We start from the raw sequence: 24,957 nt of genomic DNA, 5'->3' as shown, positions 1-24,957 counted from the left end.
GGGCTGAAAAATCAGCAAGTTAGCCTGACGAGGCTGCGCTCATGGCTCGCTTTCAGACCGCTTTGCCGGCTCTGAAAAACGGCTACTTTTCGCGAACGACGCTCCCGGCAGCCAAGGCTTGGCATGCCACACGGGACTGCGCTCGCCGACTACAAAAAAAGGAGTCCGCCTGTGGCTATCCGCTATGGCAAAGGGCTGATGGGAGGTGCGGTGGTGATCGCGCTCCTGGCCCTGCTGGTCCACTGGATCGGCATCAACACGATCGAACACTACCGCGACGATTTGTTGTTTTACCTGCAAGCTCATCTGATTCTCGTCCTCGCTTCCATGCTGGCCGCCCTTGTTGTGGGCATTCCCGCCGGTATCTTCCTCAGCCGCCCGACCATGGTCGGCCGCGCCGAACGCTTCATGCAGATCTTCAATATTGGCAATACCGTGCCACCGCTGGCCGTGCTCGCGATTGCGCTGGGCATCCTCGGCATCGGCAGTGGCCCGGCGATCTTCGCCCTGTTCCTCGCCTCGCTGTTGCCGATTGTGCGCAACACCTATGAAGGCCTGAAAAATGTGCAGGGCTCGCTGAAAGAAGCCGCTGTCGGCATCGGCATGACGCCGCGCCAAGTGCTGTGGAAAGTCGAATTGCCCAACGCCGTGCCGATCATCGTCGGTGGCGTGCGTGTCGCACTGGCGATCAATGTCGGCACTGCGCCGCTGGCGTTCCTGATCGGCGCCAACAGCCTCGGCAGCCTGATCTTCCCTGGCATCGCCCTGAACAACCAGCCGCAACTGCTGCTCGGCGCCGCGTGCACCGCGCTGTTGGCGCTGTTGCTCGATGGCGTGGTCACCCTCGCCAGCCGTCTCTGGCTGGAACGCGGTTTGCGCCCGTCTTAAGGCTTTGCGAAGGAATATTTATGAAACGACTTAGCTTGATCTTAGGCTGCGTCCTGCTGTTCGCAGGAATCACGCAAGCCGCTGAAAAACCGGTCATCCGCCTCGGCGCCCGGGTCTTCACCGAGCAGACCCTGCTCGCCGAAATCACCGCGCAATACCTGCGCAGCAAAGGCTATGACGCGCAGATCACCGGCGGTCTGGGCAGCAACCTCGCGCGCAGCGCCCACGAAAGCGGCCAATTGGACCTGCTCTGGGAATACACCGGCGTGTCGCTGGTGGCCTACAACCATGTCACGGAAAAACTCGACAGCGCGCAGTCCTACGCCCGGGTCAAAGAGCTCGACGCGAAAAAAGGCCTGATCTGGCTGACGCCGTCGAAATTCAGCAACACCTACGCCCTCGCTCTGCCGAAAAAAATCGCCGAGCAATATCCGCAGATCGGCAACATCAGCCAGCTCAACAAAGTGCTGCGCGCCGAGGCCAAGACCAACCACCTGGTGGCGCTGGATACCGAGTTCGCCAACCGCTCCGACGGTCTCGACGGCATGGTCAAGCTCTACGACATGAACCTGACCCGCAAGAACATCCGCCAGATGGACGCCGGCCTGGTCTACACCGCGCTGCGTAACGGTCAGGTGTTTGCCGGTCTGGTCTATACCACCGATGGCCGGCTCAATGCCTTCGGCCTGAAATTGCTGGAAGACGAAAAGCATTACTTCCCCGACTACACCGCCGCTCCCGTGGTGCGTCAGGCCACGCTGGACGCCAACCCGAAACTGGCCGAACAACTCAAGCCGCTGGCCGAACTGTTCGACGACGAAACCATGCGCCAACTCAACGCGCGGGTCGATGTCGATCATGAAAGCCCATCGTCCGTTGCCGCCGATTTCCTGCGCCAGCATCCACTGAATTAAGAGAGGAGAAGTCATGGAATTTCTGAACGCCTTTTCCCATCTCGACTGGCAGCAGGTAATGCACCTGACCTGGCAGCACATCACTCTGGTCGGCATCGCCGTGACCCTGGCGATCGTCATCGGCGTGCCGCTGGGCATCCTGATGACACGCTTCCCCACCCTCGCCGGCCCGCTGCAAGCCAGCGCCACGGTGCTGCTGACCGTGCCGTCGATCGCCCTGTTCGGTCTGCTGCTGCCGTTCTATTCCAAGTTCGGCCAGGGCCTGGGGCCGCTGCCGGCGATCACCGCCGTGTTCCTTTATTCGCTGCTGCCGATCATGCGCAACACCTACCTCGCCCTGACCGGCGTTGAACCGGGCATCCGCGAAGCTGCGCGCGGCATCGGCATGACCTTCGGCCAGCGCCTGCGCATGGTCGAACTGCCGATTGCGGTGCCAGTGATCCTCGCTGGCGTGCGCACCGCCGTGGTGATGAACATCGGCGTGATGACCATCGCAGCCACCATCGGCGCCGGCGGCCTCGGTGTGTTGATCCTCGCTTCCATCAGCCGCAGTGACATGTCGATGCTTATCGTCGGCGCGCTGCTGGTCAGTCTTCTGGCGATCTTCGCCGACCTGTTTTTGCAGTGGCTGCAACGCTCTTTGACTCCAAAAGGATTACTCAAATGATCGAACTTCAAAACCTCAGCAAAACTTTCCAAAGCAACGGCAAAGATGTCAAAGCCGTGGACTCGGTGAGCCTGACCGTCAATGAAGGCGAAATCTGTGTGTTCCTCGGGCCATCGGGTTGCGGCAAAAGCACCACGCTGAAAATGATCAACCGCCTGATCAAACCGACTTCGGGCAAGATCCTCATCAACGGCGAAGACACCACCGATCTCGACGAGGTGACCCTGCGCCGTAACATCGGTTACGTGATCCAGCAGATCGGCTTGTTCCCGAACATGACCATCGAAGAGAACATCGTCGTGGTGCCGAAACTGCTCGGCTGGGACAAACAGAAATGCCACGACCGCGCCCGCGAACTGATGAGCATGATCAAGCTTGAGCCCAAGCAGTATCTGCATCGCTACCCGCGTGAACTGTCCGGTGGTCAGCAACAGCGTATCGGCGTGATCCGCGCCTTGGCCGCTGATGCGCCGCTGCTGTTGATGGACGAGCCGTTTGGCGCGGTCGACCCGATCAACCGCGAGATGATCCAGAACGAATTCTTCGAAATGCAGCGCGCGCTGAACAAGACCGTGATCATGGTCAGCCACGACATCGACGAAGCGATCAAGCTGGGCGACAAGATCGCCATTTTCCGCGCCGGCAAACTGCTGCAGATCGACCACCCGGACACCCTGCTCGCGCATCCGGCGGATGATTTCGTCAGCAATTTCGTCGGTCAGGACAGCACGCTCAAACGCCTGCTGTTGGTGAAAGCCGAAGACGCGGCGGACAACGCGCCGTCGGTAAGTCCGGAGACGCCAGTGGCCGATGCGCTGGAATTGATGGACGAGCACGACCGTCGCTACGTGGTGGTCACCTGCGCCGAGAACAAGGCGCTGGGGTACGTGCGCCGTCGCGACCTGCATCGCCAGACCGGCACCTGCGCGCAATTCCTGCGCGAGTTCAACGCCACCGCAGCGTACGACGAGCACCTGCGCATCCTGTTGTCGCGCATGTACGAGTTCAACCGCGCCTGGCTGCCGGTAATGGACGCCGAACGGGTATTCCTCGGTGAGGTGACGCAGGAGTCGATTGCGGCTTATCTGAGTTCGGGGCGTTCGCGGGGGATGAAGACCAGTATCGTCTCGCCGGCTGAGACCGTGGTCGCATAATCCGTCTGCGTGGTTGAAACCCGATCCCTGTGGGAGCGAGCCTGCTCGCGAAAGCGCAATATCAGTCGACGCTGATGGCGGCTGTGAAAATGCCTTCGCGAGCAGGCTCGCTCCCACAGGATCTACTTAATTTTGTTGATCTTCACTGGGTGACAAAGAATCTCAACAGCCTCTCCTGCAAGAGCGTCGTCAATTCAGCTTCTTCAAGGTCCAAATCCCCCTTCGACACTCTCTCTCGACGCCAACGTCGCCGATGTTGCCGCTATCACACTTACCTGTGATCTAGCCGACAAAAGCCACGAACGTGCAGGTATTTTTAACACTCGAAAATTCGCCGGGAACATCTGCCCGTCATCTCGGTCGGGTAGAAGGAGTGATGAACGCGACGCACGTCAGAAGCGTGCAAAAACGCGACATTTTTAGTTGATCTCGCGCCCCTCACGCCCTAAAGTTCGCGCCGAACGTCCATGCTGGAAACGATCCATCCGGCTCAAGTACTGACGACGAGACAGCGAGGCCAAGGGACAGCTGCACATCCCCAGGCCTTTTTGCTTTCGGCGACATGCCTTGGGAAGTAGGCGAACCAAAGTGGGGATACGGAGGGCGTTCATGCACCCATTGATTAACTTAGTTTGCCAGCAGGAGTCCCCAGCATGTCGATCCAGGTCGAAGACTATTTCGCGCGCGCTACATTCGACAAAATGAAGGCGTTCGCCGACAAACAGGAAACCCCGTTCGTGGTGATCGACACCGCGATGATCGCCCAGGCCTACGATGACCTGCGCGCCGGTTTCGAATTCGCCAAGGTCTACTACGCGGTCAAGGCCAACCCGGCCGTCGAGATCATCGACCTGCTCAAAGACAAGGGCTCGAGCTTCGACATCGCCTCGATCTACGAGCTGGACAAAGTCATGGATCGCGGCGTCAGCCCGGACCGTATCAGCTACGGCAACACCATCAAGAAATCCAAGGACATCCGCTACTTCTACGAGAAGGGCGTGCGTCTGTTCTCCACCGACTCGGAAGCCGACCTGCGCAACATCGCCAAGGCTGCACCGGGTTCGAAAGTCTATGTGCGCATCCTCACTGAAGGCTCGACCACTGCTGACTGGCCGCTGTCGCGCAAGTTCGGCTGCCAGACCGACATGGCCATGGACTTGCTGATCCTCGCCCGCGACCTCGGTCTGGTGCCGTACGGCATCTCGTTCCACGTCGGTTCGCAACAGCGCGACATCAGCGTCTGGGACGCGGCGATCGCCAAGGTCAAAGTAATTTTCGAGCGTCTGAAAGAAGAAGACGGCATTCACCTGAAGCTGATCAACATGGGCGGCGGCTTCCCGGCCAACTACATCACCCGCACCAACAGCCTGGAAACCTACGCCGAAGAGATTATTCGCTTCCTCAAGGAAGATTTCGGTGACGACCTGCCGGAAATCATCCTCGAGCCGGGCCGTTCGCTGATCGCCAACGCCGGTATTCTGGTCAGCGAAGTGGTGCTGGTTGCGCGCAAATCGCGCACCGCTGTCGAGCGTTGGGTGTATACCGATGTGGGCAAGTTCTCCGGCCTGATCGAAACCATGGACGAAGCGATCAAGTTCCCGATCTGGACCGAGAAGAAAGGCGAGATGGAAGAAGTCGTCATCGCCGGCCCGACCTGCGACAGCGCCGACATCATGTATGAGAACTACAAGTATGGCCTGCCGCTGAACCTGGCGATTGGTGATCGTTTGTACTGGTTGTCGACCGGTGCGTACACCACCAGCTACAGCGCGGTCGAGTTCAATGGCTTTCCGCCGCTGAAGTCGTTTTACGTTTAAGGAGCAGCTGCAAGTTTTGAGCTGCAAGCTGCAAGCTGCAAGCTGCAAGAGAAAAGCCCATGACGTGTCATGGGCTTTTTTGTGTCCGCAAATCTCATGTAGGAGCTGCCGCAGGCTGCGATCTTTTGATCTGGCTTTCAAAAAATCAAAGGCAAAAGATCGCAGCCTGCGGCAGCTCCTACAGGGATTGCGCGTAGCGTTGGGAATATTGATTGGCCATGGCCTGGATTCTGGGATCCGTAGCGCCCGCCAGCGTCTGGCTCGCCACCCGCAGGAAATTCAGATTGCCGGCGGCCAAGGCTTTCTCAAGCCAATCGACCGCTTCATCAACCTGCCCCTCAGCCGCCAACACCGCTGCATAACTGAACTGCCCACGAAAATCCCCACCCTCGGCCGAACGCCGATACCACTCGCGTGCAGCAATTGGATCCGCCTGACACACCTGCCCTTCCTCCAGATAGCGCCCCAGCAGGTTCATCGATTTCGCATGGCCCAACTCAGCTGCACGCCGGTACAACGCCAGCGCCTGCTGATGATCAACCGTCACCCCGCGCCCGGTGGCCAGTAGATTGGCCAGGTTGTACATCGCCCAGTCCAGCCCCGCCTCGGCAGCGATCCGATAATGCTGCGCCGCGACCGAGGCATCCGCCGCACAACCCCAACCATGCTCATGACAACGCCCGAGCATGTTGCGCGCCATCAGATGCCCGCGCCCGGCGGCGATGCCGAACCAGCGCAATGCAAGCGGTTGATCCTGCGCGATGCCCTGACCGTCCAGCAGGATCTGCCCAAGCAGCGCCTGCGCTTCAACCTCGCCCTCGCCCGCCGCCAGCAAAATTGCCTGCGCAGCGCGGGCCGGGCTTTCTTCAAGCATCGCCGCCAACCCGGCCGCATCGAGGACTTCCTCGCGGCGCAACTGGAAACTCATACCTCGACCCAGCGCCGCAGCAAGTTGTGATAAGTGCCGGTGAGGCGGATCAGCGAAGGGTGATCGGGAACGTCCTGGGTCAGCTGCTGAATCGCCCCGTCCATTTCAAACAGCAATGCGCGCTGGCTGTCTTCGCGCACCAGGCTTTGCGTCCAGAAAAACGACGCATAGCGCGCACCACGTGTGACCGCATTGACCTTGTGCAAACTGGTGCCCGGATACAACACCATGTCGCCGGCCGGCAGCTTCACGCGCTGGGTGCCGTAGGTGTCCTGAATCTCCAGTTCGCCGCCGTCGTAATCTTCCGGCTCGCTGAAGAACAGCGTCGCCGACAAATCGGTGCGCACCCGCTCGATGCTGCCCTTGGGCTGGCGCACGGCGTTGTCGATGTGAAAATCGAAACTGCCGCCGGCCGTGTAGCAGTTCACTAGCGGTGGGAAGACTTTGTGCGGCAGTGCGGCAGACATGAACAGCGGATTCTTCCACAGCCGCTCGAGCATCGCCGCGCCGATTTCCTTGGCCAGCGGGTGGCCTTCGGGCAGTTGCAGATTGTGCTTGGCCTTGGCCGACTGGAAGCCGGCGGTGATCTTGCCGTCGGCCCAATCCGCCTGCTCCAGCGCCTGCCGGATGCGCTGCACTTCGTCTTTTGCGAACAGCCCGGGAATGTGCAGCAGCATGGCGATGTCACCTGATGGCAAGAAGGCGGCAATGGTATTGATTCTTATTGACTGTGTAAAACCCCCGAGACGAACGAACAGGCAGAAACCGTAAGGGCAAATTGTAAAGAATGTAAATTCAATGCGAATAACAATGTTTCGCAATTGATACGAATACCTGTTTACCCTATATTCCGCCGCCTCAAATCCTTGGGGAGGGGAATAAAAATGGCACGTCAACACGCACAATTACCGGTCAGTTCACCACGTCTGCTCGCCTCGGCAATCGGTGTCGCAATCACCGCCGGCTCCGCTGGGCAGATGGTCTTCGCGGCGGAAAAAACCGAGAGCAAAACTTCCGGCAACGCCATTGCCCTGGACGCCACCGCCATCACCGGCGAAGCCCAGGACTCGACCTCCTACCAGGTCGAAAAAGCCTCCTCGCCCAAGTACACCGCACCGCTGGTCGACACGCCGCGCTCGGTCACCGTCATCCCGCAACAAGTGCTCAAGGACACCGGTGCGCTGAATATGCAGGACGCCTTGCGTACCGTGCCGGGCATTACCTTCGGTGCTGGTGAAGGCGGCAACCCGCAGGGCGACCGTCCATTCATTCGCGGCTTCGATGCTCAGGGTGACACTTACCTGGACGGCGTGCGCGACACCGGTTCGCAGAGCCGCGAAATCTTCGCTGTTGAAAACATCGAAGTCAGCAAAGGCCCGAACTCGGCGATTGGCGGTCGTGGCGCCGCCGGCGGCAGCATCAACCTGGTGAGCAAGAAAGCGCATCTGGGCAACTCGTTCGACGGAGGCTTCACCTACGGCTCCGACCAGACCCAGCGCTACACCCTCGACGGCAACTACCAGTTCAGCGACAGCGCTGCCGGCCGTCTCAACCTGATGAGCCACGAAAGCAACGTCGCCGGTCGCGACAAGGTCGATTACGACCGCTGGGGTATCGCGCCGTCGCTGGCCTTCGGCCTGGGCACTGACACCCGCGTCAACCTCGACTACTACCATCTGGAAAGCAACGACACCCCGGACTCGGGCATCCCGTACACCATTCCCACCGGTGGTTCGGCCGCACGCACCAAGTCCAACCCGGACAAGCCGTACGCCGGTGGCGATCACGACAATTTCTACGGTCTGGATCGTGACTTCCGCAAGGGCCGCACCGACACCGCGACCTTCGCCATCGAGCACGACCTCAATGATGCGCTGACCATCAAGAACACCCTGCGCCACGGCAGCAGCATGCAGGATTACATCCTCACCCAGCCGGACGACAGCAAGGGCAACGTCAACAACGGCAGCGTCTGGCGTCGGGCCAACACGCGGGTGAGCAACACCGAAACCACCACCAACCAGACCGATCTGTTCGGCACCTTCTACGTGGGCGGTTTCAAGAACAGCTTCTCCACCGGCGTCGAATACACCCGTGAGCAGAGCGAGAAATCCTCGTACAACGTCAACACCGACACCACCCCGCGCACCAGCGCCGTCACCACCAATTGCAACCCGGGCCTGATCGGCGCCGCCAGCGGTTACAACTGCACCTCGCTGTCGAACCCGAACCCGAACGATCCGTGGAACGGCGCGATCTCGCGTAACTACGCCGGTACCGACACCCAGGCCGACACCTACGCGCTGTACGTGTTCGACACGCTGGAATTGTCCGAGCAATGGCTGGTGAACATGGGCCTGCGCTATGACCACTTCGACACCGATTACAAAACTTACAACGCCGCTGGCCGCACCACCTCCAAGGGCGATGACACCAGCGAATTCGTCACCGGTCAGTTCGGCGTGGTCTACAAGCCGGCGGAAAACGGCAGCATCTACGCCTCTTATGCGACCTCGGCGACACCGCCGGGCAACACCTTGGGCGAAGGTCAGGAAGGCAACCCGCTGGGCGGCACACCGGATCGCAGCGGCAACCTGCTGAGCAGCGACATGGAGCCGGAAACCACCAAGAACTACGAGATCGGCACCAAGTGGGATCTGCTCAATGATCGCCTGTCGCTGACCGCCGACATCTTCCGCACCGAGAAGGAAAACGCTCGCGTGCAAGTCGATACCAGCTCCTACGAGAACGCCGGCAAGACCCGCGTACAAGGCTTCGAACTGTCGGCCAGCGGCAAGATCACCGACAAGTGGCAGGTGTTCGCCGGTTACGCCTTCATGGACAGCGAACAGGTTGATGGCGGCCCGCTGGGTCGTGCCAACGACGGCAACGATCTGCCGAACACACCGAAAAACAGCGCCAGCCTGTGGACCACGTACCAGGTCACGCCAAAGCTGACGATCGGTGGTGGCGCGTTCTACGTCGACGACGTCTACGGCAGTGTCGCCAACACGACGATGGTCGATTCGTACGTGCGTTACGACGCGATGGCGGCCTACAAGCTGACCAAGAACGTCGACCTGCAACTCAACGTGCAGAACCTGACCGACGAAACCTATTACGACAAAGCCTTCTCGACCCACTTCGCCAATCAGGCGGCGGGACGCACGGCGCTGTTGAGCACCAATTTCCACTTCTGACCGATGTGAATACCTGTGGGAGCGAGCCTGCTCGCGAAGGCAATCTTTCAGCAACATCGATGCTGACTGACACACCGCTTTCGCGAGCAGGCTCGCTCCCACAGGGAATGCGCCGCGAGGCTCGGCCCCGTTCATTCAGTTGAACGGGGCTTTCGTGTGTTACGCAAAACGCTTCTTGATAACCCACGGCATAATGCGCGCCGTGATGACAATTTCCGAACGGACGGCGAGTGAAGTGTTGAAGAAAACCCTGTTCCAGTTGCACTGGTTTTTTGGCATCACCGCAGGGCTGGTGCTGGCCCTGATGGGCATCACCGGCGCGGCCTATTCGTTTCAGGACGAGATCCTGCGCGCGCTCAATCCGTCCGTTCTGCAGGTGGAAAAACAGGTCGCCGGCGTGCTGCCGCCAGTGGAACTGGTGGAGCGCATCGAAGCTGCGTCCGGCAAGAAAGTCGCGATGCTCTGGGTCGAGACCGACAGCGGTCACGCCGCACGGGTGTTCTTCACCCCGCCCAAGGGCGAACGACGTGGCGAAATGCGCTACTTCGACCCGTACACCGCCGAGTTCAAGGGCGACGCCACCGGTCAGGACTTCTTCGGCCTGATGCTGCAACTGCACCGCTTCCTCGCCATGGGCGACACCGGGCGCAACATTACAGGCGCCTGTACCTTGATGCTGCTGTTCTTCTGCCTCTCCGGCCTTTATCTGCGCTGGCCACGCCAGTGGAACAGCTGGCGCGTGTGGTTGACCCTGGACTGGAAAAAGAAAGGCCGCGCGTTCAATTGGGATCTGCACTCGGTGGCCGGTACCTGGTGCCTTTTGGTCTATCTGCTGCTGGCGTTGACCGGCTTGTCATGGTCGTACGAGTGGTACAACAAGGGCCTGACCCGACTGCTTTCCGACGCGCCGCAAAACGAACGCGTGCGCGGCGGTCGCGGCCCGGCGCCGGAAGGCCCGGCACCGACCGCCGACTACGCAGCGATGTGGAGCAGCATCTACAGCGCTGCCGGCCCGGGTCTGGCCGCGTACAACATTCGCATGCCGGCGGTGGCCGGCCAGCCGGCGACGGTGTTCTACCTGCTCGACAGCTCGCCCCATGACCGCGCGCTGAATCAGATCACCCTCGATCCGGCCACCGGAGTGGTCAAACGCGTCGACCGCTATGCCGACAAAAGCTTCAAGGCCCAACTGCTGACGAGCATTTATGCGCTGCACGTGGGCAGCTATTTTGGCCTCGTCGGGCGCATCATCGTGACGATTGCGGCGGTGTGCATGCCGCTGTTTTTCATCACTGGCTGGCTGCTGTATGTGGACCGTCGGCGCAAGAAAAAGCAGATCAAGGATGCCCGCCAAGGCCTCGCGCAACCGTCCGCCGAGGCTTCGGCCTGGCTGATCGGTTTCGCCAGTCAAAGTGGTTTCGCCGAACAATTGGCGTGGCAGACCGCCGGGCAATTGCAGGCCGCCGGGCTGCCGGTCAACGTGCAGCCGCTGGCCAATCTCAGCGAACAGGATCTGCGGGATTCCAATAACGCGTTGTTCGTGGTCAGCACCTTCGGCGACGGCGAAGCGCCGGACAGCGCCCGTGGTTTCGAACGCAAAGTGCTGGCCAAAGCCTCGACACTCGATGGGCTCAACTACGCCGTGCTCGGCCTCGGCGATCGGCAGTACGCGCACTTCTGTGGCTTCGCCAAACGCTTGCATCAATGGCTCGGCGAGCACGGCGGCAAGACGCTGTTCGCCCCGGTGGAGGTCGACAGCGCCGATCCCTACGCGCTGCGTCACTGGCAAACGCAACTCGGCCAGCTCACCGGACAGGCGCCGAGCGAAACCTGGCAAGCACCCAGCTACGACAACTGGACGCTGGTGCGGCGCGAACTGATGAACCCCGACAGCAGCGGCGCGCCGGTCTTTCTGCTCGGCCTCAAAGCCCCGGACACCCGCAGCTGGCTGGCTGGTGACCTGGTCGAAGTGTTGCCACGCAATTGCCCGTGGGCCATCGAGCATTTCCTCGACGGCCTCGGCATCCGTGGCGAAACACCGGTGAAGGTCAACGGCATCGACGAACCACTGGAAGTGGCCCTCGCCTCACGCCAACTGCCCGAACACCGCGCGCATCTGGTCGGCCTGCATGCGCAGTCGCTGGTCGACGCGATGGTGCCGCTGGCCATGCGCGAATACTCCATCGCCTCGATTGCCGCTGACGGCGTGCTGGAGCTGATCGTGCGTCAGGAACAGCACAACGACGGCAGCCTCGGCATAGGCTCCGGCTGGCTCACCGAGCATGCGCCTGTGGGCGGCAGCATCAGCCTGCGCGTGCGGCGCAACAGCGGTTTCCACCTGCCGAACGAACCCGTGCCGATGATCCTGCTGGGCAACGGCACAGGTCTCGCCGGCCTGCGCAGCCTGCTCAAGGCACGCATTGCCGATGGTCAGCAACGGCAGTGGCTGCTGTTCGGCGAGCGCAACCGCGAGCACGACTTCCTCTGCCGCGCCGAGCTCGAGGAATGGGTGGTCAATGGTGATCTGGCGCGGCTGGATCTGGCGTTTTCGCGGGATCAGGCTGAGAAGGTTTATGTGCAGGATCGCTTGCGTGAGTCGGCGGATGAACTGAAGAAGTGGTTGGCTGATGGTGCCGTCATTTATATCTGCGGCAGCCTTCAAGGGATGGCCTCAGGCGTAGACCAGGCGCTCAACGATATCCTCGGCAGCGCCGAAGTCGAACGTCTGATCGAACAGGGCCGCTATCGCCGGGATGTTTACTGAAAAACCCGTTGCTTTGTAGGAGCTGCCGAAGGCTGCGATCTGTTGATCTTGTTTTCAAAAAATCAAAGTCAAAAGATCGCGGCCTTCGGCAGCTCCTACAGAGATCAAATCGGCTGCAATTTCTGCTCAAACACTGCTACCCCATCCAGATCCCGCAACACCACGCTCATCTCGCCGCTCTGCCCTTCGATATTCACCTCGCCAAAAAACTGAAACCCGGCGAACGGCGAGGTGTTCTGTGCGGGCGGCGCCTTTTCGAAAACCACCTCCGGGCCAAACGTCTTGTCCAGTGGATTCGGCCCGAAACTGCCGGCGTTCAACGGTCCGGCGACAAATTCCCAGAACGGTTCGAAATCCTGAAACGCCGCGCGGTCCGGATGATAGTGATGCGCCGCGCAGTAGTGCACGTCCGCCGTCAGAAACACGAAATTGCGCACCTGCTGCGCGCGCAGGAATCCGAGCAGCTCGGCGATTTCCAGCTCTCGCCCCTGCGCCGGGCCGGGGTCGCCGTTGGCCACGGCTTCCCAACGCGCAACGCCCGGACTGACCTCGCCGTCCGGCACGCCAAGGCCGATGGGCATGTCGGCGGCGATGACTTTCCACTGTGCCTTCGATGCCTGCAGTTCACGCTTGAGCCAGTCCAGCTGCTCGCGGCCGAGAAACGGTTTTGCCGCGCCCAGGTTGTCGTCGTTGGCTTCGCGATAGCTGCGCATATCCAGCACGAATACGTCGAGCATCGGCCCGTAACTGAGCTTGCGATAAATGCGCCCGCCGCCGTCCGCCGCTTGCAAACGCATCGGCGCATATTCGAGCCAAGCCTGCCGCGCACGGCCGACCAGCTTGTGGATATCTTTCTCCTGATAACGCTCATCCAGTTGCTTGCCCGGCGACCAGTTGTTGACCACTTCGTGGTCGTCCCACTGCCAGATCTGCGGCACTTCGGCGTTGAAGCGGCGGATGTTTTCGTCCACCAGGTTGTAGCGATAGTTGCCGCGATAATCGTCGAGGGTCTGCGCGACTTTGCTTTTAGCTTCGGTGGTGACATTGCGCCAGATGCGCCCGCTTTCCGTGGTCAGTTGCGCGGGCACCGGGCCGTCGGCGTAGATGGTGTCGCCGCTGTGAATAAAGAAGTCCGGCAGGCGCAGGCGCATGGCTTCGTAAATGCGCATGCCGCCGATGTCCGGGTTGATCCCGAAGCCCTGGCCGACGGTGTCACCGCTCCAGACAAAACGGATGTCGCGCCTGGCCGTCGGCACGCTGCGCAGATGGCCGAACCACGGCTCGCTGGCGACCCCGCTCTGGGCATCTTCGAAGTGCACGCGATAAAAGATCGCCTGGTTGGCCGGCAGGCCGGTGAGTTCGACGCGGGCGGTGAAATCGCTGCGCGCATCGGCCAGTGGCGAGACGAATTTGCGCGGGTTGCCGAACAGGCTGCCGGTGTCCCACTCGACCACCATGCGCGCCGGCCGATCGCTGCGACTCCAGATCATCGCGCGGTCGCCGAGCAGGTCGCCGGACTGCACGCCGTCGGTGAGCTGCGGACGATCCTTGACCGAGGCAATCACCGCCGGCGCCAGCCCCGGCAGCAACAGCCCGGCGCCAACCGCTTGCATGACGCGACGCCGACCGAGATTGAAATCGCTCATGGTGTTCTCCCTGCAAAAGGGAAAACTTAAGCACGGGTGTATGAACCGGCTATGACAATGCAGACTCCTGTGGGAGCGAGCCTGCTCGCTCCCACAGGGATTTGGTGTTGTCGGTCAGGCGTTGACGGGTTCGACTGCCAGTTCGACAGCCTCCGGCCGTTTGAGCAGCGCATACACCACCGCCGTGACCAGGCTCCCCGCGACAATCGCCAGCAGATACAGCAGCGCATGGTTGATCGCATTGGGGATCGCCAGCACGAACAAGCCGCCGTGCGGCGCCATCAGTTTGCAGCCGAAGTACATCGACAAGGCGCCGGTCAGCGCACCGCCAGCGATGCTCGCCGGGATCACCCGCAGCGGATCTTTCGCAGCGAACGGAATAGCCCCTTCGGAGATGAAGCACAAACCGAGCACGAACGCTGCTTTGCCGGCCTCGCGCTCGGTCTGGGCGAACTTGCGCCGGGCAATGAAGGTGGCGATGCCCAAGCCAATCGGCGGCACCATGCCGGCGGCCATGGTCGCGGCCATCGGTGCGTAACTCTGCGAGGCCAGCAGCCCCACCGAAAACGCATAGGCAGCCTTGTTGATCGGCCCGCCGAGGTCGACGCACATCATGCCGCCGAGCAATACGCCGAGCAGAATCGCGTTGGTGGTGCCCATGCTGTCGAGGAACTGGGTGAGCGCGGCGAGCATGCCGGCGACCGGTTTGCCGACCACGTAAATCATCACCAGACCGGTGACCAGACTGGCCAGCAACGGAATGATCAGAATCGGCTTCAGCGCTTCCAGACTCTGCGGCAATTTCACATAGCGGGCGATGGCTTTGGCGGCGTAACCGGCAATGAAACCAGCAATGATCCCGCCGATGAATCCGGCGCCCAGAGTGCCCGCCAGCAAACCGCCGATCATCCCCGGCGCAAGGCCCGGGCGGTCGGCAATCGAGTAGGCGATGTAACCGGCCAACAGCGGCACCATCAGCTTGAACGCGGTTTCGCCGCCGATCTGCATCAACGCCGCCGCCAGCGTGCCTTCTTCCTTGTAAGCGGTGATGCCAAACACGAACGACAATGCGATCAGCAAACCACCCGCCACCACCATCGGCAGCATGTACGACACACCCGTGAGCAGGTGCTTGTAGACGCCGGTTTTCTCGGACTTGGCCGGGGCCTTGCCGTCGCTTGCCGCACTTTCGACAGCGCCTTCGGCCAAGGCTTTTTTCAAAGTCGCTTCAGACTGCTTCAGCGCAACGCCCGTGCCGCAGCGATAGATTTTCTTGCCGGCGAAACGCTCGGTGGCGACCTCGATATCCGCCGCCAGCAGCACCACGTCAGCCTCGGCGATGGCCGTTGCGCTGAGCGGGGTTTTCGCGCCGACCGAGCCTTGGGTTTCGACCTGCAATTCATAGCCCAGACGCTTGGCGGTCTGCTGCAACGCTTCGGCGGCCATGAAGGTGTGGGCGACGCCGGTCGGGCAGGCCGTGATGGCGACGATGCGCGGCGCACGTGGCGCATCAATCGCCGGTTCGACTGCGCTGGCCACGTAGACTTCGGCTTCTTCAGCACCGCGACGCAGCACCGCTTCGACATCCTGCAAGGCCTGCGCCGGAGCGATCTGGAACACGCGCTTGCCGACAAACCGGCTCATGTCCACCGCACCAGTGGTGACCAGCAACACCCACTCGGCGGCTTCGATGGTCGCCGCCGACAATTCGCGTTCCGGGTGTGCCGGATCGACCACTTCAACGCTGGTGCTCCAGCCCTGGCGCTGCGCCGCTGCATCGAGCAGGCGCGCGCACAGCACACTGGTGACCATGCCGTTCGGGCAAGCCGTAACAATGGCTAACTTCATCACAAACCCTCTTATTGTTCTGTCAGGGGGCGCACGCGCACGCCCTGTTCGAGCTGCGCCAGTTGCGCAGCGTCGTTGATGCCAAAACCGATCTGGGTCACCGCCATTGCCGCAATCGCGGTGGCGGTGCGCAGGGTTTGCTCCGGCGTATCAGCACTGAGCAGACCGTGGAGCATGCCAGCCAGCAATGAATCGCCGGCACCGACCGTGCTGGCCACGCTGACTTTCGGCGGCGAGGCATGCAGGGCCGAGCCGACACTGAACCAGTTGACCCCGTCAGCGCCGTGAGAGATCACCACGTGCTCGATGCCTTGCGCATGCAAACGTGCGGCGGCTTGTGCTTCGGCGATCGGCGAGACCACTTCGCAGCCGAGTGCGTGGGCCAATTCTTCGGTGTTCGGTTTGATCAGCCAGGGGCTGGCCTGCAACGCGACGCGCAAGGCTTCACCACTGGAATCGAGGGCGACTTTCAAGCCGAGCGCGTTCAGCCGTTCAATCAGCTCGCGCAACCATTGCGCAGTGACGCCACGCGGCAGACTGCCGGCGACCACCACCGCATCGTGCCCCGGTGCGATCTGCAGCAAGCGATCAAGCAAGGCTTGCTGCGCCGTTGCGTCGACCATTGGCCCCGGACCGTTGATGTCGGTGATGCGCCCATCCTGTTCGGCAACCTTGATGTTGCTGCGCGTCTCGCCCGGCACGCGGATGAACGTATCGACAAAACCGCGTTTGGCGAACAGGGTTTCGAACGCTTGCTGATTGTCTTCGCCGAGAAAGCCGCTGACGGTGACCTGATGGCCGAGATCCGCCAGCACCTGGGCGACGTTGACGCCTTTGCCCGCAGCGTGGGTGTGCATCTCCTCACTGCGATTGACCTGACCGGCATCCAGCCGTGACAGCTCGACGGTGAGGTCGAGTGCCGGATTGAGTGTCAGGGTGAGAATTTTGGCCATTACAGGGCCTCCACTAATGCGCGTACTTCATTCGCGCTGCCCACGGCCAGGGCCTGTTGAGCGAGGGTTTGCGCCTGGGGCAGGCTGAGTTCACGGATGCGCGCCTTGACTTCGGCAATGCTGCGCCCGGACACGCTGAGCTCGTCGACACCGAGGCCAACCAGCACCGGCACCGCCAGCGGATCCGCCGCCAGCTCGCCGCAGACACCCACCCATTTGCCATGGGCATGGGCGGCACGCACGGTGATGTCGATCAGTTGCAGGACCGCCGGGTGCAAGCCATCCGCTTGTGCAGACAGGGTCGGGTGACCACGGTCGATGGCCAGGGTGTATTGGGTCAGGTCGTTGGTGCCGACGCTGAAGAAATCCACTTCCTTGGCCAGCACTGGCGCAAGCAATGCGGCGGACGGCACCTCGATCATGATCCCCAGTTGCAGGTCGGCGACTGGAATTTCCAAACGCAAGCGTTCGGTCATGTCGCGGGCCTGGCGCCACTCTTCGACGCTGCCAACCATCGGGAACATGATCCGCAGCGGACGGTTGTCGGCCGAACGCAGCAAGGCGCGCAGTTGCGCTTCCATGATCTGCGGCCGCTGCAGGGTCAGGCGAATGCCGCGCACGCCGAGGAACGGGTTTTCTTCCTTGGCGATCGGCCAATACGGCAGCGGTTTGTCGCCGCCGACGTCGAGCGTGCGCACCACCAGCGGCCGCCCGGCCAGACCATCGAGGACGCGACGGTATTCGGCTTCCTGGGTTGCCTCGTCCGGTGCCTGCGGGTGGGCCATGAAAATCAGTTCGGTGCGCAGCAGGCCAATGCCTTCGGCGCCCTGCTCCACCGCGCTGGTCACCCCAGCGCTTTCGCCGATGTTAGCGAACACTTCAACGGCGTGGCCGTCAGTGGTGTGCGCTGGTTGATGGCGCTGTTCGGCGGCGATCTTCAGGCGTTGCTCGCGGGTGTCTCGTTCTTCGGCGGCACGCTTGAGGGTTGCGGCATCGGCGTCGACATGCAGACGGCCACGCTGACCGTCGAGCAACAGCGGCGTGCCCGGCTCGAGCAACAGCACTGCCGCCCCCGCACCGACCAACGCTGGAATCCCGAGGGCACGGGCAACGATGGCGCTGTGCGCGGTAGCGCCGCCGCGCGCGGTGAGAATCCCCGCAACCCGCGCAGGATCCAGGCGCGCGACATCGGACGGGCCGACTTCGTCCATCACCAGAATGTACGGTTGCTCAGGTTCGCTCGCGGTTTGCACGCCACACAATTGCGCCAGCACTCGACGGCCGATGTCACGCAGATCGGCGGCACGCTCGGCGAGCAACGCGTCCTGCAGCGACTCCTGCTGTTTGGCGGCGGCTTCGATCACTGCCATCCACGCCGCTTCGGCGCTTTCGCCTTGCTTGAGGCGGGTGTCGACTTCGTCGGTCAGATCCGGGTCGTCGAGCATTTCCTGGTGAGTAATGAAAATCTCGCGAATGGCCTTGGCCTTGCTGCGTTCGATCAAGCCTTGGATGTCGCGGCGCACGTCGCTCAGCGCTTGCTTGAGGCGCTCGCGCTCGATTGCCGCCGACTCGCCGCGCAACGGGTAATCGATGGCTTGCAGGACCTGAATGTGCGCCGGGCCGATGGCGATGCCCGGTGCGGCAGGAATCGCCTGCAACAGGCTGCCGGAGGCCGGGGCGATCAGCACTTCGGCGATGTCGGCGATCACTTCGCGCTGCTGACTCACGGCCGGCAGCGGCTCGACTTCCTCACCGAGGCCTTCTTCAATCGCCGCGAGCAAGGCCGGCAAGGCATCGCTGGCGATGCTCGGTTCGGCAATCAGCTCCAGCACCTGACCGCGCCGGGCGCCGAGGCTCAGCAGTTTGCTCAGGCTCTTCACCGATACGGCGCTGTCCTGGCTGTCGACGATGCGCACGCGGATTTCGCCATCAAAACTTTTCGCCAGTTGCGCGAGGATCTTCGCCGGCCGTGCGTGCAGACCGTGGGCATTGGCCAGGGCAATACGTGCACTCGGCCAGTCGGCAGGCAATTCACCGCCGAGCACTTCAAGGACTTTGCGACTGCTGGTGGCGCGGCCCAGTTCGTGGCCACGACCTTCGATCAGCAACGCGCATAAACGCTCGAGCAGCGCCTGATGCGCTTCGCCCAGACTCGCCAGGCAGAACAGTCCGCTAAGCGGCTGGCCGAGGTAGCGCATCGGTTTGTCCGGGGTGACGAACGCCAGTCCCGGACGCTTCACGGTCTGCTCGCTGTGCAGCCACCACAGGCCGTCGCCCAGTGGCAGCGCTTCAACCTGCTGCAACACGCCGGCAAAGCCGTTGCTCACACAATCGGCCTGACGCAGCAGACGTGCGCCGCGCCAGACCAGTTCTTCGAAATCATCGGCCGACACGCCGAGGCCGATCATCTGCGCGTCCAGCGCCAGTTCCTGCGGCGCGCCTTGCAGCAGTTTCAACAGCGCTTCGGGCGAGCTGGCGCGACGTAGGGCCTGGCCCAGATCGGTCTCGCCGAGGGCGCGGGTCAGCAGTTGCAGCAGGCGCAGGTGTTCATCGGATTTCGCCGCGATGCCAATCGCCAGATAAACGATCTGGCCATCGCCCCAATCGACGCCGTCGGGAAACTGCATCAGGCGCACGCCGGTGGCGAATACCTGATCGCGGGTTTCCGGCGTACCGTGGGGAATGGCGATGCCTTGACCGAGAAAGGTCGAGCCCTGGGCTTCCCGGGCCTGCAGGCCGGCGAGGTAGCCGTCGGCTACCAGACCATCGGCGACCAGATGACTGGCCAGCAATTGCAGGGCAGCGGGTTTATCCACGGCCGACTGGCCCATGGATATCTGCTCTATAGTGAGCTCGAGCATGCGATCTCCTTTTTGGCGCAGTTCAACGCCAGGTATTGTTTTGAATGGTTCACAGCTTAGGCGCTCTGCCGCGCTTTTCAGCGGCAGTTTTGGCGGTTTCACGGCAGGACCGGCCAAAGGCGTCTAAAACGTAGAAAATACGCTTGCTGAAACGTTTAATCTAGATTGATCGGCACGTTACTCGATAATGTCTCATCCTTGAAGTCCAACTGGTCGGATCTGCCCAGGCAATAAGTCGGCTGCCCTTATCGGGTAGGATTGGCGAAAATGTCGCGGCATGCTCGAAAAAACAAGGAAATACCGGGTTGAAACTCAGTGATATTGCGCGGTTGGCCGGCGTCTCCGTCACCACCGCCAGCTACGTCATCAACGGCAAGGCCGAACAGCAACGCATCAGCAACGCGACCGTCGAGCGCGTGCGCGCGGTGGTCGATCTGCACGGCTTTACGCCCAATCCGCAAGCGGCCGGCCTGCGCAGTCGGCACACGCGCACCCTGGGCTTTATCCTGCCGGATCTGGAAAACCCCAGTTACGCGCGGATCGCCAAGTTGCTCGAACAAGGCGCGCGGGCTCGCGGCTATCAATTGCTGATCGCCAGCTCCGACGATGCGCCGGACAGCGAGCGCCAGTTGCTGCAACTGTTCCGCGCCCGCCGTTGCGATGCGCTGATCGTCGCCAGTTGCCTGCCGGCCGGTGATGACAGCTATCGCCAGTTGCAGGCCAAGGGTCTGCCGATCATCGCCATCGACCGGGTCATGGAACCGGAGCATTTCTGCTCGGTGATCAGCGACGACCGCGAGGCCAGCCTGCATCTGACCCAGAGCCTGCTCGATCCGCAGCCAAAGCAGATCGTGCTGCTCGGCGCACGGCCGGAGCTGAGCATCAGCCAGGAGCGTGCTGCCGGTTTCCGCGCAGCGCTCAAAGACTTCAAAGGTGAGGTGCTGGTCGAGCACGCCGAGTCATTCAGCCGTGAGTGCGGCAGGCAATTGATGGAAGAACTCCTGCAGCGTCTGGGGCATTTGCCTGACGCGCTGGTGACAACGTCCTACGTGCTGCTGCAAGGCGTGTTCGATGCGCTGCATGATTTCCCGCTGAAATCGCGGCCGCTGCGCTTGGGCACGTTCGGCGACACGCAGTTGCTGGATTTCCTGCCGTTGCCGGTCAACGCCATGTCCCAGCAACACCAGTTGATCGCCGACAAGGCCCTGGAACTGGCCCTGGCCGCCGTCGAGCAGGACGACTACCAACCGGGCGTGCAAGCCATTGCGCGGACCTTCAAGCAGCGTATTCATCGGGACTGAAGCGTGGAGCTGATCGACAGCCACACCCACCTCGACTTCCCCGACTTCGACGCCGATCGCGCAGAGTTGCTGGCCGAAAGCCGCGCCCTCGGCGTGCGGCGCATCGTCGTGCTGGGCGTGCATCAGGGTAACTGGCAACGGGTGTGGGACCTGGTGCAGAGCGATGCCGACCTGTATGCGGCGTTCGGTCTGCATCCGGTGTTCCTCGATCAGCATCGCTCCGAGGATTTGCTCGCACTGGGTGACTGGCTGACACGCCTGCGCGGGCATCGGCAGTTGTGTGCGGTGGGCGAGATAGGCCTGGATTACTTCCTCGAAGACCTCGATCGCGAGCGGCAACAGTCGTTGTTCGAAGCGCAGCTGCAACTGGCGGCGGACTTCGAGCTGCCGGCGCTGATCCACGTACGCCGCAGCCACGCGGCGGTGATCGCCACGCTCAAGCGCTTCAAACTCAAGCGCGCCGGCATCATCCACGCCTTCGCCGGCAGCCGCGAAGAAGCGCGGGAATACATCAAGCTTGGTTTCAAACTGGGCCTCGGCGGCGCACCGACCTGGCCGCAGGCGTTGCGCATGCATCGGGTGCTGCCGGAACTGCCGCTGCAATCGGTGGTGCTGGAAACCGACTCACCGGACATGGCCCCCGCCATGTTCCCCGGCCAGCGCAACAGCCCGGCGCATCTGCCGGCGATTTGCGCGGCGTTGGCCGAGCTGATGAATATCACTGCTGAACAACTCGCCGCTGCCAGCACGGCCAACTGCTGCGAAGTCTTCGGCTGGTAGCACCGCAATCCCCTGTGGGAGCGAGCCTGCTCGCGAAAGCGGTGTGTCAGTTACAGCTATCTTTCAGACAGACCGCTATTACGAACAGGCTCACCCCTACATTCTAGATTGTGCTAAATGATGTAATCACTTAGTGCTTTCAGCCCACTACTGCGAAATCTTCGATATTCCAATAAGTTCAAGGAATTTGACCAAGACCACAAAGCGGAGGGCACAGAGCAGCACATACCACGGCCAAATTTTGATTTAACCTGTCTACTTCTAACAGCAAGTCACTTTCCGGGAAAAGTATAGTAGACGGAATTTTCCCCGCTCTCATCAAAGAAAGGAAGATCAAAATCAAACCTGACATACACTCGAGCTTTTTTATTTGCCCCTACATACCCTCCGACAGCCCACTCGTTCCACTTATCGTCCTGTCGCATACTGTCTGGAGAATCAATACCCCACCATTGAACATCATCAAAACTGAAATGTATGTTGGCCTTATGCCTTCCAAAATAATCTGGATCATTAATTGTGTACTCTGTGGAATAACAGTAAAAAATACTTCCATCGCTACTCCACCAATATCTGTATCTTATTTTTCCACGGTAAGCTCCCTTCACCGCATGAAGCTCCCCGTCATATAAAGTCGCGTTCTTGCTAAGCCTTTCAAAATCCTCTTTGGTGATAGTATTTTTTTCAGAAACGTTCTCTACACCAGGCGCAGGTCTGCCACCGGAAAATCTGTTACTTGCTTTCATGATCGCTCCTTAAAACATAGTAAAGACAAGATGAAAATACGTTGGGTCATTCAGGCCAATTTAGTAAATCCGATTGACCCAACTCGTCCTACTGTAAAACCTGACAGTCCCGACGAGCGGCTTCACTCAGCCGTGCCGAAACCAAGAATCTACGAAGATGCTTGCGCTGAACGCGAAAACGGAAAACTGCGATGGGTTTCTAGATAGCGAGCGAGGAGGCAGGGTAATACATCAAGCGGGACTCAAACTGGGTCTCGGCTGTGCAACGACCTGCCGGAACTGCCGCTGCAATCGGTGGTGCTGGAAACCGACTCACCGGACATGGCCCCCGCCATGTTCCCCGGCCAGCGCAACAGCCCGGCACATCTGCCGGCGATTTGCGCTGCGTTGGCCGAGCTGATGAATATAACGCCTGAACAACTCGCCGCTGCCAGCACCGCCAACTGCTGCGAAGTCTTCGGCCGGTAACACGTACCCGGGTAGGAGCTGACGAGTGCAACGAGGCTGCGATCTTTTGATCTTCAGAGGCAAAGTCAAAAGATCGCAGCCTCGTTGCACTCGTCAGCTCCTACAAGGATTGTTTGGGGCTCAGACGCGAAACGCGCTGATCAGTTGTTTGAGCTCAACCACCTGCGCCGACAGCGCGCGGCTGGCATCTTCGGTCTGGTGCGCGCCTTGCGCTGTGCGTTCGCCAGCGCGGTTGATCTCGACGATGTTCTGATCGATGTCGTGGGCCACGGCGGTCTGCTGTTCGACGGCAGCGGCGATCTGCTGGTTCTGGTCTACGATCATGCCCACCGCGCCAAGGATGTTTTCCAGCGCCTGCTGGACCTTCTCCGACTGGCCCACCGTGCCGTTGGCCATCTGATGGCTGACGCCCATGGCCTTCACCGCCGCGCCGACGCCGCCATGCAGTTTGGCGATCATCTGCTCGATTTCTTCGGTCGATTGCTGGGTACGCTTGGCCAGCGTGCGCACTTCATCAGCGACCACGGCAAAACCGCGCCCCTGCTCGCCGGCTCGCGCCGCTTCGATCGCCGCATTGAGCGCCAGCAGGTTGGTCTGTTCGGCGATGCTCTTGATCACCTCAAGCACACGGCTGATCGACTGGCTGTCGCTGGCCAGTTGATTGATCACCAGCACCGACTGATCAATCTCGCTGGCCAGCGCGGCAATGCTGCCCTGCTGCGATTCCACCAGCCCGCGTCCGCTGAGGGTTTCGTCGTTGACGCTGTGGGCGCTGCTCACCGCGGCCGCAGCACTGCGGGCGACTTCCATTGAGGTCGCCGACATCTGGTTCATCGCCGTCGCCACCTGTTCGATCTGCGAGCGCTGCCCAGCAACAGCCTGATTGCTCTGCGCCGACACGCTCTCCACCTGCCCGGCCTGCCGCTCGACCTCACCCACGGTATGCCCGACACGTTCGATCAAGTCGTGAATCTTCTTCACCGTACCGTTGAACACCTCGCCCAACTCGCCCAGTTCATCACGGCTGCTGGCCTTGAAGTTGACGGTCATGTCACCGGCCGCGACCTTGTCCATCATCGCGCCCAGGCTTTTCAGGGTGGTCCGGGTCGAGGCGTAGAAACCGCCATAAAGATAGAAAATCAGCACAAACACCACCGACAGCGCAGAGGCTTGCAGAATCATGTGCGTGCGGTTCTGCGCCAGACGCTGCTGCAACTGGTTGTCGAGAAATTTCAGCGTGGCCTGATTGAGCTGGTAGGTGTGTTCCATCAGCCCGGTGACCTGATCGTAGAATGCCTGCCACGGCGCATCGAGGGTGTCGGCCATCACCACTTGTTCTTCGAACAGCTCGCTGGCCTGCTTCAGCGAGGCCTTGCTGTTCTCAGCCTGCGCGCTAAGGGATTCGCGCGCGGCGTTGCTGGAGCCGAGGGCGTCTTGCAGTTTCAGGGCGTACTCGGCCTGGAGTTTTTCGATCTGCACCAGCAACTCGTCGAAACGCGTGCTCGAGGAACTGTTGAGAAAGCCCTGGCCCAACGAATACGAACCCATCGCCCGGCCTTCGCCGAGGGTTTGCGTGACGCTGGGGGTGATCAGCGTAACCAGTTCGCTGAGCTGACGAATGTCGCTCTGGTTGTCGCGGCTCAACCCGGCCTGACTGGTGATGATCTGGCTGAAAATCTGCGCACTGGCCAGCAACTTGCCGATCAACGCGCTTTTGCTTTGCAGCGAGCTCTCTGCTTGCTGGGCCTTGAACGCGGCGATCATTTCATCGCGCTTGGCCTCGAATTGCTTGATCTGCTCGGGGTCTTCGGTCATCGCCGTCAGCCCTTCGAGCCGCGCGAGCAAAGCCTGCTCCAGCGTCTGGATCTGCGCTTCGACATTGCCGGCCTTGCCGGACTGGCCGAGGGTGACGTCGATCTGCACCAGATTGTTCAGGGTCTCCAGATCCCCGCGCAGGGTCAGGCTGCTGCCCAGCAGGTCGAGGCTCTGCAATTCGACGCGGGTGCCCTGAAATTCGCGATA

The 24,957-nt window shown here is 61.2% G+C and carries 17 protein-coding genes and 1 pseudogene; 10 read left to right on the top strand and 8 right to left on the bottom strand.

Going from position 1 to position 24,957, the window contains the following annotated elements:
- Positions 1 to 198: 198 nt before the first annotated feature.
- From FEE99_RS08585 to FEE99_RS08565, 5 genes are all read left to right on the top strand, one after another.
- Positions 199 to 888, top strand: coding sequence for an ABC transporter permease (locus FEE99_RS08585; RefSeq protein ID WP_172667905.1), 690 nt, complete (start codon positions 199 to 201; stop codon positions 886 to 888).
- Positions 889 to 908: 20 nt separating this feature from the next.
- Entirely contained in the window at positions 909 to 1,802 is an 894-nt protein-coding gene (locus FEE99_RS08580; protein WP_041477949.1) for a glycine betaine ABC transporter substrate-binding protein, read from the top strand.
- A 13-nt stretch (positions 1,803 to 1,815) separates the two neighbouring features.
- Positions 1,816 to 2,469, top strand: coding sequence for an ABC transporter permease (locus FEE99_RS08575; protein ID WP_039759484.1), 654 nt, complete (start codon positions 1,816 to 1,818; stop codon positions 2,467 to 2,469).
- Positions 2,466 to 3,623, top strand: coding sequence for an osmoprotectant ABC transporter ATP-binding protein OsmV (locus FEE99_RS08570; protein ID WP_016771732.1), 1,158 nt, complete (start codon positions 2,466 to 2,468; stop codon positions 3,621 to 3,623). The genes FEE99_RS08575 and FEE99_RS08570 overlap by 4 nt, the downstream gene beginning before the upstream one ends.
- A gap of 653 nt (positions 3,624 to 4,276) precedes the next feature.
- Positions 4,277 to 5,440, top strand: a complete 1,164-nt coding sequence (locus FEE99_RS08565; protein WP_016771733.1) for a type III PLP-dependent enzyme — start codon at positions 4,277 to 4,279, stop codon at positions 5,438 to 5,440.
- 178 nt (positions 5,441 to 5,618) lie between these two features.
- Here FEE99_RS08565 and FEE99_RS08560 read toward each other — a convergent pair whose 3' ends face one another.
- Positions 5,619 to 6,368: a tetratricopeptide repeat protein gene (locus FEE99_RS08560; RefSeq protein ID WP_041477948.1), complete on the bottom strand. Its 750-nt coding sequence runs from the start codon at positions 6,366 to 6,368 to the stop codon at positions 5,619 to 5,621.
- Positions 6,365 to 7,045, bottom strand: coding sequence for a Fe2+-dependent dioxygenase (locus FEE99_RS08555; RefSeq protein WP_024011586.1), 681 nt, complete (start codon positions 7,043 to 7,045; stop codon positions 6,365 to 6,367). The genes FEE99_RS08560 and FEE99_RS08555 overlap by 4 nt, the downstream gene beginning before the upstream one ends.
- Before the next feature lie 207 nt (positions 7,046 to 7,252).
- Here FEE99_RS08555 and FEE99_RS08550 point away from each other — a divergent pair, with 207 nt between their 5' ends.
- Both FEE99_RS08550 and FEE99_RS08545 read left to right on the top strand, forming a co-directional pair.
- Positions 7,253 to 9,568, top strand: a complete 2,316-nt coding sequence (locus FEE99_RS08550) for a TonB-dependent receptor (protein WP_041477947.1) — start codon at positions 7,253 to 7,255, stop codon at positions 9,566 to 9,568.
- A 235-nt stretch (positions 9,569 to 9,803) separates the two neighbouring features.
- On the top strand, positions 9,804 to 12,332 hold the full coding sequence (locus FEE99_RS08545; protein WP_041478013.1) for a PepSY domain-containing protein: 2,529 nt from the start codon (positions 9,804 to 9,806) through the stop codon (positions 12,330 to 12,332).
- A gap of 104 nt (positions 12,333 to 12,436) precedes the next feature.
- Here the strand turns inward: FEE99_RS08545 and FEE99_RS08540 are convergent, their stop codons facing one another.
- The 4 genes from FEE99_RS08540 to ptsP form a co-directional block, all read right to left on the bottom strand.
- A complete protein-coding gene (locus FEE99_RS08540; RefSeq protein ID WP_041477946.1) occupies positions 12,437 to 13,978 on the bottom strand; it encodes an alkaline phosphatase D family protein in 1,542 nt (513 codons plus the stop codon).
- Positions 13,979 to 14,092: 114 nt separating this feature from the next.
- Positions 14,093 to 15,826 carry a PTS fructose-like transporter subunit IIB gene (locus tag FEE99_RS08535; RefSeq protein WP_041477945.1) on the bottom strand — a complete coding sequence of 578 codons (1,734 nt, stop codon included), beginning with the start codon at positions 15,824 to 15,826 and terminating at the stop codon, positions 14,093 to 14,095.
- A gap of 11 nt (positions 15,827 to 15,837) precedes the next feature.
- A complete protein-coding gene (gene pfkB / locus FEE99_RS08530; protein WP_041477944.1) occupies positions 15,838 to 16,779 on the bottom strand; it encodes a 1-phosphofructokinase in 942 nt (313 codons plus the stop codon).
- Complete coding sequence (ptsP, locus tag FEE99_RS08525; RefSeq protein WP_041477943.1) at positions 16,779 to 19,640, bottom strand: phosphoenolpyruvate--protein phosphotransferase; 2,862 nt, start codon at positions 19,638 to 19,640, stop codon at positions 16,779 to 16,781. The genes pfkB and ptsP overlap by 1 nt, the downstream gene beginning before the upstream one ends.
- Before the next feature lie 305 nt (positions 19,641 to 19,945).
- Between ptsP and cra the strand changes: the two genes are divergently transcribed.
- Together cra and FEE99_RS08515 are read left to right on the top strand one after the other, a co-directional pair.
- Positions 19,946 to 20,941 (top strand): catabolite repressor/activator, encoded by a 996-nt coding sequence (gene cra / locus FEE99_RS08520; RefSeq protein WP_041477942.1) that lies wholly within the window; start codon positions 19,946 to 19,948, stop codon positions 20,939 to 20,941.
- 3 nt (positions 20,942 to 20,944) lie between these two features.
- Complete coding sequence (locus FEE99_RS08515) at positions 20,945 to 21,721, top strand: TatD family hydrolase (protein WP_041477941.1); 777 nt, start codon at positions 20,945 to 20,947, stop codon at positions 21,719 to 21,721.
- 272 nt (positions 21,722 to 21,993) lie between these two features.
- Here the strand turns inward: FEE99_RS08515 and FEE99_RS08510 are convergent, their stop codons facing one another.
- Entirely contained in the window at positions 21,994 to 22,467 is a 474-nt protein-coding gene (locus FEE99_RS08510) for a hypothetical protein (protein WP_081932429.1), read from the bottom strand.
- 196 nt (positions 22,468 to 22,663) lie between these two features.
- On the opposite strand from FEE99_RS08510, the pseudogene FEE99_RS08505 reads away from it, so the two are divergent.
- Positions 22,664 to 22,935: pseudogene (locus FEE99_RS08505) on the top strand (TatD family hydrolase); the annotation flags it as partial.
- Positions 22,936 to 23,055: 120 nt separating this feature from the next.
- On the opposite strand, the gene FEE99_RS08500 reads toward FEE99_RS08505, so the two are convergent.
- Complete coding sequence (locus FEE99_RS08500; protein WP_370695133.1) at positions 23,056 to 23,745, bottom strand: methyl-accepting chemotaxis protein; 690 nt, start codon at positions 23,743 to 23,745, stop codon at positions 23,056 to 23,058.
- Positions 23,746 to 24,957 lie beyond the last annotated feature (1,212 nt).

It is taken from the genome of Pseudomonas sp. ef1 (genome assembly GCF_007293365.2).
Classification (GTDB): Bacteria; Pseudomonadota; Gammaproteobacteria; order Pseudomonadales; family Pseudomonadaceae; genus Aquipseudomonas; species Aquipseudomonas siliginis.
This window is presented reverse-complemented; position numbering and strand designations above follow the sequence as displayed.